Here is a 12,837-nt window from a genome sequence, read left to right as displayed (position 1 = left end):
CGTTTCTTTATGGTGACCAGGATGCTCCCCATGCGCTCGATCCTACGTTTCCTGCCCCTGCTGGCCCTCGCGGGGGCTCCGTTGGCCCATGCCGACGAGCAGCCCTGCGCGGATGGCGTGGTCGCCGCCGTGGCGTCCTGGGCGGGCATCCACGGCAAGCTCGTGTCCTGGACCGAGGACGGTGGCCTCATCGCCGCGGCGAGCTGCAAGGCCATGCCCGGCAGCGCGGGTACCACCATCGCCGCGATCGCCTTCGACACGAAGCACGAAGGCCCGGGCTCGCAGGATGGCTCGAAGGAGCAGGTGGTTGCCCTGGTCGCGGGCGGCAAGGTGCTCGCCGCCGATCGCTCCACCATCGAGGAGGACGCCTCGACCGAGGTCGGCAGCTATCGCATCGACACCGCTCCGTATCGTCTTTCACCCGAGGTTCGGGCCTTCGGTGTCGTGTTTTCCAGCAGCGCGCGCGGCGCGAGCTGTCCGGACGCCGACGCCTCGTCGGAACTGACGCTCTGGATCCGCGAAGGCGACCGCTTGCGCGCTGTGTTCGGCAGCAATCTCGATGGCTGGGCGCAGATCGAAGGCACGTCGTGCATGCCCCGTTCGGGCAGCGTCAGCGAATCCGCGCACATGACCATCGCGGTAGAAAAGACGACGAGCCACGGCTTCGCCGACCTCTCCCTCACCGCCCATGTCACGCGCACGCAAGACAGTGATGGCGACTTTAAGCAGACGGGCACGCGAACCGTCCGTACGATGCTCCATTACGATGGAAAGTCCTACGGTTCCGATATGTTCCGCGATTTCTGGTATCCGGCTTCCCTGAGGCACTGAATGAATTCTTCCCCGATCGACATCGACCTCCTTATCGAAGCCCGCTGGGTCGTCCCCGTTGAGCCGCACGGCATCGTCCTCGACGACCACTCCGTGGCAATCCACGGCGGCGAGATCCTTGCGATCCTCCCGACCGACGAGGCCCGCAAGCACTACACGCCGCGCGAGCGCGTCACGCTTGCCGAGCATGCGCTCATCCCGGGCCTGGTCAACGCGCACACCCACAACCCCATGACCCTGCTGCGTGGCCTCGCGGATGACCTGCCGCTGATGGTCTGGTTGCAGGAACACATCTGGCCGGCCGAAGGCCGCGTGATGGGTCCGGACTTCATCCGCGACGGCGTGGAACTGGCCGTCGCCGAGATGATCCGTGGCGGCACCACCTGCGCCAACGAGAACTACTTCTTTCCGGATGTCATCGCGGCGACGTATCGCCGGATGGGCTTCCGCGCGGTGATCGGCCTGCCGATCATCGACTTCCCCACGCCCTGGGCGAAGACCTCCGACGAATACTTCCAGCGCGCCGAGGAAGTGCACGACTCGCTGCGTGGCGAGCCGTTGCTGACCACCGCCTTCGCGCCGCACGCGCCGTACACGGTGTCCGACGAGAACTTCGAGCGCATCCGCGTGCTGTCCGACCAGCTCGACATCCCCGTGCACCTGCACACGCATGAGACGGCGCAGGAAGTGGAAGAGGGCGCCGCGAAGGACGGTATCCGTCCGTTCGCGCGCCTGCAGAAGCTGGGCCTGGTCAACGAGCGTCTCATCGCCGTGCACATGACTCAGCTCACCGACGGCGAGATCGCCGCCTGCGCCGCTGCCGGCGTCTCGGTGGTGCATTGCCCGGAATCCAACCTCAAGCTGGCCTCGGGCTTCTGCCCGGCAGAGAAGCTGCGCAAGGCGGGCGTGAACGTGTGCATCGGCACCGACGGCTGCGCGTCCAACAACGACCTGGACATGTTCGGCGAAATGCGCACCGCCGCGATGCTCGCCAAGGCCGTGGCCGGTGACGCGGCCGCCTTCGACGCGGCCAGCGCGCTGCGCGCGGCCACGCTCAACGGCGCCAGGGCCATCGGTCTGGGCGACCGCGTCGGCTCGATCGAGCCGGGCAAGCGCGCCGACCTCGCCGCGGTGCGTCTCGACGACCTCGAAACCCAGCCGCTCTACCATGTGGCTTCGCAGCTCGTGTACGCCACGGGCCGCCACCAGGTCAGCGACGTGTGGATCGACGGCGCGCGCAAGCTCGCGAACAAGCGCCTGGTCGACGTCGACATCGACGCCATCCGCGAGAAGGCGCGTGGCTGGCGTGAACGCATCGCCGCGGAGGACCCGGCATGACCGACCACCTGTACCTCATTCTCGCCATTCGCAAGCCTGCGTTCCAGGCCTCGGCCGGCGAAGCCCACAAGACCTTCCTCGATGACCTGATCGCCAAAGGCGCGCTCGACACGACCGGTCCGTTCACCGACGGCACCGGCGGCGCCTACCTGCTGCGCGCAGGCAGCCTCGAGGAGGCCACCCGTATCGCCCATGACGATCCGCTGCACACCAGCGGCTCGTCGACGCTCACTATCCATGAGTGGCGCGTGCGCCGTTTCAGTTGAGGTAGCCCCATGTCCCATGCCAACGTCAGCGCGGAAGAAATCGCGCGCTTCGAAAAACTCGCCGCCCGCTGGTGGGATCCCGATGGCGAATCCCGTCCACTGCACGACCTCAACCCCGTGCGCGCCGCCTACGTGGGCGGCCGTGCCCACCTTCGCGGCGCGAAGGTGGTGGACGTGGGTTGCGGCGGCGGCCTCCTGAGCGAGGCCCTGGCCCGCGCCGGTGCGAATGTCACCGCGATCGACCTCGGCGAGAAGCTGATCGAGATCGCCAAGCTTCACCTGTTCGAATCCAACCTCAGCGTCGACTACCGCGTGCAATCGTCCGAGGAACTGGCTGCCAGCGAAGGCGCCTCGTTCGACGTGGTGTGCTGCATGGAGATGATCGAGCATGTCCCCGATCCGCTGGTGTTGATCCGCGATCTCGCGGCGATGCTCAAGCCGGGCGGCCAGTTGTTCCTGTCCACGCTCAATCGCACGCCGGCCGCGTTCGGTGCGGCCATCGTCGGCGCGGAGTACCTCATGCGCCTGCTGCCGCGCGGCACGCATCATTACGCGCAGTTCCTCAAACCCTCCGAGGTGGCCGGCATGCTGCGCCAGTTCGATCTCGAACTGGAGGACATCAAGGGGCTGGCGTACAACCCGATCACGCGCAACGCGAGCCTGTCGGGCAATACCTCGGTGAATTACGTTCTGTCCGCAAGGAAAGCCGCATGACGACACTACCTTTCAAGCCTGATGGCATCTTCTTCGATCTCGACGGCACGCTGCTGGACAGCGCGCAGGATCTCTACGCCGCCATCGTGCAGCTGTGCGACGAACTCAAGGCACCGCACCCTGAGTTCGCGCCGCTACGCGAAGTCGTCTCGCGCGGTTCGCGCGCGATGATCGCCGTGGCCTTCCCCGAGTTCGACGCCGACGCCGTGCTGCGCCATGTCCCGCGTTTCCTCGCCATCTACGAGGAAAACATGGGCCTCGCCGGCACGCATCCGTTCGATGGCGTCGAGCCGCTGCTCAGCGGCATCGAAGCCGCCGGCATGCGCTGGGGCATCGTCACCAACAAGCCCGGCTTCCTCACCGAGGCGTTGCTGCCGAAGGCGGTGCCGCACTGGAAGCCCGCCGCCGTCGTGGCTGGCGATACCCTGCCGGTGAAGAAGCCGGACCCCGCGCCTGTGATCCGCGCATGCGAGATCGCGGGCTGCGCTCCCATGCGCTCTGTGTTCGTCGGCGATGATCGTCGCGACGTGCAGGCGGGTCATGCGGCCGGCCTGTACACGGTGGCTGTGCGCTGGGGTTACCTGGACGGCGGCAATCCGGAAGAGTGGGGCGCCGACCTGGTGATCGACCACCCGGACGAGCTGGCGACCCTGCTCGGTATCGAGGTGGCGGCGTGACCGAAGGCGCGACCCAGAGCTTCGTCGACAAATGGCTGGCGGTGCAGCCCCAGCAGCGCGTCGCGCTGGGCTTCGTCGATCCGGCCGTACGCGACGAGCATGTGGCGCTGGCGGCTTTCGAGCAGGAGCTGATCGCCTCGGCCTACGGTATTCGTGAGCCCCAGGTGGCCGCAGCCAAGCTGCAATGGTGGGCGGAGGAGCTTTCCGGCGCCGCCGCCAGTGGCGGCCGCCATCCGTTGACCAAGGTGCTGTTCGCCAGCGAGCGCGCACGCCAGGTGGATGGGCGACTCTGGCTCGCTCCCGTGCTTGCGGCGATGGCTCAGCTCGAGCAGGGCACGGCCTCGGACTTCGCGTCCCAGGTCGTCGCCGCCCGCAACATGCATGGCGCGCTGGCGGCACTGGAGAACGCCTGGTGGTTCGGCCCGACGGCACCATCCGAGGCCGCCACCCGGATCGCCACGTTGTCGCACCTGGTCTTCGCGCTGTCCCGGCTCGAACTGGATGCCGAGCGCGAACGCCTGCCGCTGCCGATGTCCCGTCTGGCCCGCCATGGCCTGTCGCGCGGACAGCTGAAGGACGATTCCCCGGCTCGTCGCGATGCCCTGCGTGCGCAGTTGCAGGACCTTGCAGCGGGTCTGGACGAGGCGCTGGCGCTGGGTGAGCCCCTTAGCACCTTCCGTGGCCTGGAGGGCCGCACGGCGCTGGCCACGGCGCGTGGCGCCGCCAAGGCGGCTGAACCTTTCGTAGAGCTACATCGCCGCCAGTCGCGTACCGGTCCGGCCACGGCGTTCCGCGCATGGCGTTCGGCGCGTCAGGCGGCTTCCCGCCAGGGGTGAACGGAGCGTTCTCTTGTTCGCCATTGACCGCCGCCGCCGTCTCCCCCATGTCCTGTCAGTGAGTCGGTCATCCGACGACCTGCCCTAAGGATCTTCCCGATGTACACGCAAGACTCCCCGACCCGCCTGCTTCCCGACGTCGCATCCCACGATCACGCGGTCGCTCCCGGCACGCTCGACTGGGTCGGCATGGACGGCATGGAAATGCCTGTGGCATTCGATGCCGGTGATGGCGACGTTCGCGCCACGGGCGCCCGGGTGGGTGCCTTCGTGAACCTCGTGAAGGCCGATGTGCGTGGCATCCATATGTCGCGCCTTTATCTGCTGGTATCCGAGGCGTTGTCGGCGGGGCCGTTGACCATGATCGGGGTACGTGAGCTGCTTGGCCGGTTCCTCGCCTCGCACGAGGGTCTGTCCGACCATGCGCGCATCACCATCGGCTTCGAGCATCTGGTGCGTCGTCGTGCGTTACGCAGCGACAACAGTGGCTGGCGCGCGTATCCGATCACCATCGATGCCACCTTGCGTTCGGATGGCCATTTCCATCTGGAACTGATGACGGACGTGGTCTATTCGTCCACTTGTCCGGCATCGGCGGCGCTGTCGCGCCAGCTGATCCAGGACAGCTTCGCGAAGGCCTTCCCCGCCGACCTGTCGCTGGATCGCGAGACGATCCTCGCGTGGCTGGGCACGGAGCAGGGCATTGTCGCCACGCCCCATGCCCAGCGCAGCACCGCGACAATTCGCGTGCGTCCGGCAGGCGAGGGCGGTTTCGACCTGATCGGCATGATCGATCGCGTGGAGGATGCGCTTGGCACCCCCGTGCAGACGGCGGTGAAGCGCGCCGACGAGCAGGCGTTCGCGCTGGCCAACGGCGGCAACCTGATGTTCTGCGAGGATGCCGCGAGGCGCATCCAGAAGACGCTGGACGCGGACACGGGCGTCGCGGATTTCCACGTGCGTGTGGCACACCACGAAAGCCTGCATCCGCATGACGCGGTGGCCTTCGCCAGCAAGGCCCGCGGCTGATCCCATTGCGGCCACGCTCCGCCCTACCGAAGGGATGGGAGCGGACCGTGTCCGCGATGGTGGTCGTCAGGGCTGACGGATGCCAGGTAGCAGCAACGGATCCAGACGCGTCCCGAACCAGTTGAAACCCCAGTGCACGTGCGGCCCCGTCGCACGACCTGTCTTGCCTGCTGCGCCGATCACCTGGCCTTGCCGCACGTGCTCGCCCACCTTTACGTCGATGCGCGACAGATGGAGGAAGTTCGACGACAGGCCGAAACCGTGGTCGAGCAGCACCGTGCCGCCGGTGAGGTAGAGATCCGGCTTGGCGAAGGTGATCACGCCATCGGCGGGCGCCTTCACCGGCGTGCCTTCCGGCACGGCGATATCCATGCCCGAATGCGGCGCCTTGGGATCGCCGTTATAGATGCGCTGGTTACCGAAGCGGCCGCTGATGCGTCCGGTCACCGGCCAGATGAAGCCTTTCGCGAAGTCCTCGCGCGCATCGTCGCGATCGCGGGCTGCGACCACCTCGGCCTGCTCGCGCTGGATGCGCTTCGCGATCTCCGGCGGCGGGTTCACCGTCTTCGGCGGCACGCCGTTCACGCGTTCGATGGGCCAGTCGCGGGGCGTCACCGTCAGCGTGTGGCGAGTGCCGCCCACGGTGACGACGATGGGGCCTTGCTCGTCACGGCCGGCGCCGAAAACGAAGGTGCCGTCGTCGCCGACGCGCACCGGCTTGCCCGCCACCGCGACGCGCGTTCCCGGCGCCGCGTGACCGATGACCAGGCCGCCCTGCGAGACGCTGGGTGGCAGGTCGGTGGTGACTGCGTGGGCCACCGGGAACACGAGGCACGCCGCAAGGGCGAGTGCGATGCGCCTCACCGATCGAAGGCCAGGCGCTGGCCGCGCACGGAATCGTCGAGCTTCTTGCCATCCCACACGCGCTGTCCATTGACGAAGGTTGAGGCGATGCTGTGGCTGAAGGTGGTGCCTTCGAAGGGTGTCCAGCCACACTTGGAGAGCACTTCCTGCTGAGTCACCGTATGCGACTTCTTCGGATCGATCAGGACCAGGTCGGCTGCATAACCTTCGCGCAGGAAGCCACGATCCTTCACGTTGAACAGTTTCGCCGGGTTGTGGCACACGGTCTCCACCACGCGCTGCAGCGTGAGCTTGCCTTCGGTGACGCGCTCGAGCGCGGCCTGCAGGGCGAACTGCACGAGCGGCAGACCGGACGGGGCCTTGTCGTATTTCTGCTGTTTTTCTTCCAGCAGGTGCGGGGCGTGATCGGTGGCGAGCACGTCGAGGCGGCCTTCGGCCAGCGCCTTGGTGATGGCCTCGCGGTCGGCCTCGTCCTTGATCGCCGGATTGCACTTGATGAAGAAACCCTTCTCGTCGTAATCGGCCTTGCCGCCGAAATGCAGGAAGTGGACGCAGGTTTCCGCCGTGATGCGCTTGCCCTCGATCGGGCCCGGCTCGAACAGGGCTAGTTCGTCGGCGGTGGAGATGTGCAGCACGTGCAGGCGGGTGTTGTGCTTCTTCGCCAGCGAGATCGCCAGGCGTGTGGACTTGATGCAGGCCTCGCGGGAACGGATGTGCGGATGTTCCCAGGCGGGGATGTCCTCGCCGTACTTCTCGCGCGCCTTCTCGTGGTTGGCGTCGATCATCGGGGTGTCTTCGCAATGGGTGATGATCGGCACGGGGGTGTCGCGGAAGATGCCGTCGAGCGTCTCCGGGTTGTCGACCAGCATGTTACCGGTGGATGCGCCCATGAAGACCTTCACGCCCGGGGCGGCCTTGGGATCGAGCTTGCGGATGTGTTCAAGATGGTCGTTGCTGGCGCCCATGTAGAAGGCGTAGTTCACGGCCGAGGTCTCGGCGGCGCGGGTGTACTTGGCCTCCAGCGTGTCGCGGTCAAGCGCCGGCGGCTTGGTGTTGGGCATTTCCATGTAGCTGGTGATGCCGCCGGCCGCGCAGGCGCGCGACTCGTGGAAGATGTCGGCCTTCTGGGTGAGGCCCGGTTCGCGGAAGTGGACCTGGTCGTCGATCATTCCCGGCAGCAGCCACAGGCCGGTGGCGTCGATAACCTCTTCGTCACGCTCCTTTTCCAGTCCTTGCGCGATCTTCGCGATTTTGCCGTCGCGGACGCGGACATCCGCGGTGAACCGCTTGTTTTCGTTGATCAGTTCGGCGTTCTTGATGAGCCAGGCGTTAGTCATGGGTATGGGCTCCTTGGGCGCCACAGCGGCGCAAAGTGAATTGGTCCGGCACGGGATCATGCCCGCCCTCGCAGAAAGGCTGGCAGCGCAGGATGCGCCAGCTGGCCAGGACGGCGCCGCGCGCCGGCCCGAAGCGGGCTATGGCAACCCGTGCATAATCGGAACACGATGGATGGAACCGGCAGCGGGCCCCTAGGAGGGGGCTGAGCCACCGCTTGTAGAAGGACAACAGTAGAAGGAGGAGGCGGGTCACTGATTGAAGGCCAGGTGTCGACCGGCGTATGCCAGCCGACAGTATCCCAGAAGAAGGTTGCTGGGGTAACGCATCTGGGCTATAACACCCCGCCGCCACGGCCACCGAGGTGAAGGATATGGCGAAAATCGCTAGTAGTTCCGCAGCTGCCAAGGGCGCCGCCAAGAAAGGCGGGGCTGGTGATGTGAAGAAGGCCACGCCGGCCGTGGCGAAGGCGGCCAAGACGCCGGCCAAGACGGCGGGGGCCGTGGCGAAGAAGGTTCCCGCCAAGAGCGCGCCGGTGAAGGCCGCCGCGAAGAAGGCACCGGCCAAGGCAGCGACGAAAGCGCCCGCCAAGGCCGTAACCAAGCCCGCAGCCAAGGCGCCTGCCGCGCCGACCGCGGCAAAGAAGACGACGGCCGCCGCCAGCAAGGCTGCGACGGCCAAGAAGACGCCCGAGGCGCCGGTGAAGGCCGCGCCCAAGGCCACGCCGGCACCGGCGGCCAAAACCGCCCATGCCAACGATGCGGCCGCGACCGACGGTCGCAAGGCATCCGCGGTGGCCAGCGCCTCCCCATCCAGAACTGAGAAATCTGCGCAATTCAGCATGAACAGCACCACTCTTGAAAACGGCATCACCAAAGAGGACGGCCGCTACGCGCTGCCGGCTACCACCATCATCGACCTCCCCGCCGGTTATCGTCCCAACGATAACGATGGCGAGGAGTACATGAGCCCGAAGCACCTCGCCTACTATCGCGCCAAGCTGAAGAAGTGGCGCGAAGATCTGATCGAGGAGTCGCGACAGACCATGGACAACCTCCGCGAGGAAGTCCGTGACGTCGGCGACGAGGCCGAGCGCGCCACCCGCGAGACCGAAAACTCGCTGGAACTGCGTACCCGCGACCGCTACCGCAAGCTCATCTCCAAGATCGACAAGGCTCTGCGCCGCATCGAGGAAGGCCGCTACGGCTTCTGCGAGGAAACCGACGAGGAAATCGGTCTCGAGCGCCTCGACGCCCGTCCGATCGCCACGCTCACGCTCGACGCGCAGGAGCGCCGCGAGCACCTTCAGAAGCAGATGGGCGACTGATCCACGCCCCCTGGTTCGACAAGAAGCCCCGCCATCGCGGGGCTTCTTCGTTTCGGCCCGGCCATTGAGGTACGAAGACCACCGGTACATCCTTGAATTCTTTCTTGGCCGTGGTTGATCCCGGCAACGACCGCCCGCAGAAAGACCGCTGGCTTTCCGGACGCGAAGGAGCTTCCGTCATGCGCCACCTGCAGAACCTCATCCTCAACACCGACAGCTACAAGGCGAGCCACTGGTTGCAGTACCCGCCTGGCACCGACCGGACGTTCTTCTACGTCGAGTCGCGCGGTGGCGTGTACGACAAGACGGTGTTCTTCGGACTTCAGGCAATTCTCAAGGAGTGGCTGGCCACGCCCGTCACGCATGCCAACGTCGACGAGGCTCGTGACTTCTTCGCGGCCCATGGCGAACCGTTCAACGAGGCGGGCTGGCGGCGGATCGTGGACGTGCATGGCGGCCGCTTGCCCATGCGTATCCGCGCCGTGCCCGAAGGCATGGTGGTACCGACGCACCAGGCCCTCGTCACCATCGAATCGACCGACCCTGAGGCTTACTGGCTGCCGAGCTACCTGGAGACCCTGCTGTTGCGCTTGTGGTATCCGGTGACCGTGGCCACGCTGAGCTGGCAGGTGAAGCGCACCATCCGCGCCTTCCTTGAGCGGACCAGCGACGATGTCGAAGGCCAGTTGCCGTTCAAGCTGCATGACTTCGGCGCGCGCGGCGTGTCGAGCGCCGAGTCGGCCGCGATCGGCGGCATGTCACATCTGGTGAACTTCCGAGGCACCGACACGGTGCAGGGGGTATTAGCCGCCCACACGTATTACGGCGAACCGATGGCCGGCTATTCGATTCCTGCCGCCGAGCACAGCACGATCACGAGCTGGGGTCGCGAGCGCGAGGTCGACGCCTATCGCAACATGCTCCGGCACTTTGCCAAGCCGGGCAGTCTTGTCGCCGTGGTGTCCGATAGCTACGACATCTTCCATGCCATCCGCGAGCACTGGGGCAAGGCTTTGCGCGACGAAGTGATCGCCTCGGGCGGCACGCTGGTGGTGCGTCCGGATTCGGGTGACCCGGTGGAGGTGGTGCATCAGTGCATCACACTGCTCGACGAGGCCTTCGGTCACACGAAGAACGGCAAGGGCTTCAAGTTGCTCAACCATGTCCGTCTGATCCAGGGGGACGGCGTAAATCCGGACAGCATTCGGGCGATCCTCGAACGTATCACGGGCGCAGGCTATGCCGCCGACAACATCGCCTTCGGCATGGGCGGCGCACTATTGCAGAAGGTGGATCGCGATACGCAGAAATTCGCGCTGAAGTGCTCGGCCGCGCGCATCGACGGACGCTGGGTGGATGTCTTCAAGGCGCCGATCACCGATGCCGGCAAGTTTTCCCAGCGTGGTCGCCTCACGCTGATCCGCCATCGCGAGTACGGCACCTTCAAGACCGTACCCATTCCCGTGGATGCCGAGCGCGTCGAGGACATGGTGCCCGACCATGGCTGGGAGCACGCGATGGAGACGGTGTGGGAGAACGGTAGCCTGGTCAGGGATTGGTCTTTCGCGGACGTGCGCGAGCGCAGCGAGCAGCCTTGACCTGTAGGAGCGCGCTTGCGCGCGATCGCGCGCAAGCGCGCTCCTACATCAGTTTTTTAGCGCCTCGGCCGCATACGCCTTGATCCGCGCCAGCATGGCGGCAAGGCCGTTGGAGCGGGTGGGGGAGAGGTGCTTGGCCAGGCCGATCTCCTGCACGAAGGCCGGCTCGGTGTCGACGATCTCCCAAGCCGATCGGCCCGAATACACGCGCAGCACCAGAGCGATCAGCCCTGAGACGATGGCCGAGTCGCTGGTCGCCTCGAAGGTCATGCGCGAGGGATCGCCCGAGGGGATCAGCCACACCATCGACTGGCAGCCGTGCACGCGGTGTTCCTCGGTCTTCTTCTCTTCCGCGAACGGCGGAAGCTGGCGACCCAGGTCGATCAGGTACTGATAGCGCTCGGTCCAGTCGCCGAAGAAACCGAATTCCTCGGCGATCGCGGCCTGTGCCTCGGCGGCGCTGGATTCCTGGGGAACGTTCATGCCTTCACCACATTCCAGCGAGTGCCCTGGGCGCCATCCTCGATAGCGATGCCCATCGCCTTGAGCTCGTCGCGAATCGCGTCCGAACGGGCGAAATCCTTCGCGGCGCGGGCGGCGCGGCGTTCTTCCAGCTTCGCCTCGATGACAGCGGCGTCCACGCTCTCGCCGTCGCTGCCCTGGCGGAACCAGGCTTCCGGGTCTTCCTGGAGCAGGCCCAGCAGGCCGGCGCCGCCGAGCAGGGCGGCCTTGGCCGCGGCGCGCTCGTCACCGCTGGCGCGGCGTGCGGCGTCGGCCAACTGGGAGATCTCGGCCAGGGCCTGCGGGGTATTCAGGTCGTCGCACAGCGCGGCCTCGACGGCGTCGGGGATCGTCACTTCGGCGACCGGCACGTCGGCCAGGTCGCGCAGCACGCCGTACCAGCCGTCCAGCGTGCGCACGGACTGGGTCAGCGCGGCGTCGGACCAGTCCAGCGGCTGGCGGTAGTGGCCGCGCAGCAGCAGCAGGCGCAGTGCCTCGCCGGGGTGCTTGTTCAGCAGTTCATGCAACTGGAGCACGTTGCCCAGCGACTTCGACATCTTCTTGCCGTCGAAGGTGAGCATGCCGTTGTGCAGCCAGTAGCGGGCGAAAACCTTGCCGCCGTGGGCGCAGGTGCTCTGGGCGATCTCGTTCTCATGGTGCGGGAAGGTGAGATCCACGCCGCCGGCATGGATGTCGATGGTCTCGCCCAGGTGGGTCTCGCTCATGGCCGAGCACTCGATGTGCCAGCCCGGACGGCCGCGGCCCCAGGGGCTGTCCCAGCCGGGTAGCGTCTCGTCGGAGGGCTTCCAGAGTACGAAATCCCGGGGGCTCTTCTTGTTTGGGGCGACTTCGCCTCGGGCACCGGCAATCTGTTCATCGGGATCGCGGCCGGAGAGGGCGCCGTAGTCCTTGAACGAGTCCACATGGAAGAGGACATGGCCTTCGGTGGGGTAGGCGTGGCCGCTCGCGATCAGTCGCTCGACCATGGCGATGATCTGCGGGATATGGGCTGTCGCGTGGGGTTCGACATCGGGCGGGGCGACGCCCAGTCGGGCCATGTCGTCGCGGTAGGCCTGGGTGTACTTGCCGGTGATCTCGCCGATGGGCACGCCAGCGATGGCGGCGGCCTTGTTGATCTTGTCGTCCACGTCGGTGATGTTCCGGGCGTAGACCAGCTTCGGGTAGGTCCGCCGGATCAGCCGGGCGAGCACGTCGAAGACGACGGGCGGCCGGGCATTGCCGATATGGATGTAGTTGTAGACGGTGGGCCCGCAGACGTACATCGTCACCCGCTCGGGATCGAGGGGTGTGAACGCCTCCGTGCGGCGCGACAGGGTGTTGTAGAGCGAGATCGGCATCTGGAATCCGTGGACGGGCGCGGCGGGCGGCCGGTCGGAGATAGTAGCAAGCCGGCCGCCCCACGGGCGTACGCGCAGGGTCGAATTTGGTTGACACGCGACGTGATTCCGTCGCGGTGCACTTCTAAGCGTCGATTCAGCGTGAACTTGGTGAAATGCATGC

14 protein-coding genes are annotated in these 12,837 nt (G+C 66.4%); 9 read left to right on the top strand and 5 right to left on the bottom strand.

Features of this window, described 5'->3' with window-relative positions; translation table 11 throughout:
- Nucleotides 1–30: 30 nt before the first annotated feature.
- The 7 genes from GAK28_RS00365 to folE2 all read left to right on the top strand — a co-directional run bounded on the left by GAK28_RS00365 (nucleotide 31) and on the right by folE2 (nucleotide 5,691).
- Nucleotides 31–831, top strand: a complete 801-nt coding sequence (locus GAK28_RS00365) for a hypothetical protein (protein ID WP_291773641.1) — start codon at nucleotides 31–33, stop codon at nucleotides 829–831.
- Nucleotides 832–2,169, top strand: coding sequence for a TRZ/ATZ family hydrolase (locus tag GAK28_RS00360; protein ID WP_291773638.1), 1,338 nt, complete (start codon nucleotides 832–834; stop codon nucleotides 2,167–2,169).
- Complete coding sequence (locus GAK28_RS00355) at nucleotides 2,166–2,435, top strand: YciI family protein (protein ID WP_291773636.1); 270 nt, start codon at nucleotides 2,166–2,168, stop codon at nucleotides 2,433–2,435. The genes GAK28_RS00360 and GAK28_RS00355 overlap by 4 nt, the downstream gene beginning before the upstream one ends.
- Nucleotides 2,436–2,444: 9 nt before the next feature.
- A complete protein-coding gene (gene ubiG / locus GAK28_RS00350) occupies nucleotides 2,445–3,149 on the top strand; it encodes a bifunctional 2-polyprenyl-6-hydroxyphenol methylase/3-demethylubiquinol 3-O-methyltransferase UbiG (protein ID WP_291773634.1) in 705 nt (234 codons plus the stop codon).
- Nucleotides 3,146–3,826: an HAD-IA family hydrolase gene (locus tag GAK28_RS00345; protein ID WP_291773632.1), complete on the top strand. Its 681-nt coding sequence runs from the start codon at nucleotides 3,146–3,148 to the stop codon at nucleotides 3,824–3,826. Before ubiG ends, GAK28_RS00345 begins: the two co-directional genes overlap by 4 nt.
- Complete coding sequence (locus tag GAK28_RS00340) at nucleotides 3,823–4,662, top strand: squalene/phytoene synthase family protein (protein ID WP_291773630.1); 840 nt, start codon at nucleotides 3,823–3,825, stop codon at nucleotides 4,660–4,662. The genes GAK28_RS00345 and GAK28_RS00340 overlap by 4 nt, the downstream gene beginning before the upstream one ends.
- 99 nt (nucleotides 4,663–4,761) lie before the next feature.
- Nucleotides 4,762–5,691: a GTP cyclohydrolase FolE2 gene (gene folE2, locus GAK28_RS00335; protein ID WP_291773629.1), complete on the top strand. Its 930-nt coding sequence runs from the start codon at nucleotides 4,762–4,764 to the stop codon at nucleotides 5,689–5,691.
- A gap of 66 nt (nucleotides 5,692–5,757) precedes the next feature.
- Here the strand turns inward: folE2 and GAK28_RS00330 are convergent, their stop codons facing one another.
- The 3 genes from GAK28_RS00330 to yidD are packed head-to-tail and all read right to left on the bottom strand — an operon-like array spanning nucleotide 5,758 to nucleotide 8,145.
- On the bottom strand, nucleotides 5,758–6,519 hold the full coding sequence (locus GAK28_RS00330) for a M23 family metallopeptidase (RefSeq protein ID WP_291774473.1): 762 nt from the start codon (nucleotides 6,517–6,519) through the stop codon (nucleotides 5,758–5,760).
- Between the two features lie 32 nt (nucleotides 6,520–6,551).
- The gene (locus tag GAK28_RS00325) at nucleotides 6,552–7,892 is read right to left on the bottom strand and encodes a dihydroorotase (RefSeq protein ID WP_291773627.1); all 1,341 of its coding nucleotides are present in this window, start codon (nucleotides 7,890–7,892) and stop codon (nucleotides 6,552–6,554) included.
- Nucleotides 7,885–8,145, bottom strand: a complete 261-nt coding sequence (gene yidD, locus GAK28_RS00320; RefSeq protein ID WP_291773625.1) for a membrane protein insertion efficiency factor YidD — start codon at nucleotides 8,143–8,145, stop codon at nucleotides 7,885–7,887. Before yidD ends, GAK28_RS00325 begins: the two co-directional genes overlap by 8 nt.
- A gap of 118 nt (nucleotides 8,146–8,263) precedes the next feature.
- Here yidD and dksA point away from each other — a divergent pair, with 118 nt between their 5' ends.
- Entirely contained in the window at nucleotides 8,264–9,217 is a 954-nt protein-coding gene (gene dksA / locus GAK28_RS00315) for an RNA polymerase-binding protein DksA (RefSeq protein ID WP_291773622.1), read from the top strand.
- Nucleotides 9,218–9,396: 179 nt separating this feature from the next.
- The gene (locus GAK28_RS00310; protein ID WP_291773620.1) at nucleotides 9,397–10,815 is read left to right on the top strand and encodes a nicotinate phosphoribosyltransferase; all 1,419 of its coding nucleotides are present in this window, start codon (nucleotides 9,397–9,399) and stop codon (nucleotides 10,813–10,815) included.
- A gap of 48 nt (nucleotides 10,816–10,863) precedes the next feature.
- Here the strand turns inward: GAK28_RS00310 and GAK28_RS00305 are convergent, their stop codons facing one another.
- Nucleotides 10,864–11,298: a SufE family protein gene (locus tag GAK28_RS00305; RefSeq protein WP_291773618.1), complete on the bottom strand. Its 435-nt coding sequence runs from the start codon at nucleotides 11,296–11,298 to the stop codon at nucleotides 10,864–10,866.
- Nucleotides 11,295–12,674, bottom strand: coding sequence for a cysteine--tRNA ligase (cysS, locus tag GAK28_RS00300; RefSeq protein ID WP_291773616.1), 1,380 nt, complete (start codon nucleotides 12,672–12,674; stop codon nucleotides 11,295–11,297). Before cysS ends, GAK28_RS00305 begins: the two co-directional genes overlap by 4 nt.
- Nucleotides 12,675–12,837 lie beyond the last annotated feature (163 nt).

This window comes from Luteibacter sp. (genome assembly GCF_009912395.1).
GTDB lineage: Bacteria > Pseudomonadota > Gammaproteobacteria > Xanthomonadales > Rhodanobacteraceae > Luteibacter.
This window is presented reverse-complemented; position numbering and strand designations above follow the sequence as displayed.

Coding starts and splice junctions, on each gene's coding strand:
- dksA (WP_291773622.1), top strand. CDS start 8,264: ATGGCGAAAATCGCTAGTAGTTCCGCAGCTGCCAAGGGCGCCGCCAAG.
- GAK28_RS00310 (WP_291773620.1), top strand. CDS start 9,397: ATGCGCCACCTGCAGAACCTCATCCTCAACACCGACAGCTACAAGGCG.
- ubiG (WP_291773634.1), top strand. CDS start 2,445: ATGTCCCATGCCAACGTCAGCGCGGAAGAAATCGCGCGCTTCGAAAAA.
- folE2 (WP_291773629.1), top strand. CDS start 4,762: ATGTACACGCAAGACTCCCCGACCCGCCTGCTTCCCGACGTCGCATCC.
- cysS (WP_291773616.1), bottom strand. CDS start 12,674: ATGCCGATCTCGCTCTACAACACCCTGTCGCGCCGCACGGAGGCGTTC.
- GAK28_RS00360 (WP_291773638.1), top strand. CDS start 832: ATGAATTCTTCCCCGATCGACATCGACCTCCTTATCGAAGCCCGCTGG.
- GAK28_RS00365 (WP_291773641.1), top strand. CDS start 31: ATGCGCTCGATCCTACGTTTCCTGCCCCTGCTGGCCCTCGCGGGGGCT.
- GAK28_RS00355 (WP_291773636.1), top strand. CDS start 2,166: ATGACCGACCACCTGTACCTCATTCTCGCCATTCGCAAGCCTGCGTTC.
- GAK28_RS00325 (WP_291773627.1), bottom strand. CDS start 7,892: ATGACTAACGCCTGGCTCATCAAGAACGCCGAACTGATCAACGAAAAC.
- GAK28_RS00345 (WP_291773632.1), top strand. CDS start 3,146: ATGACGACACTACCTTTCAAGCCTGATGGCATCTTCTTCGATCTCGAC.
- GAK28_RS00305 (WP_291773618.1), bottom strand. CDS start 11,298: ATGAACGTTCCCCAGGAATCCAGCGCCGCCGAGGCACAGGCCGCGATC.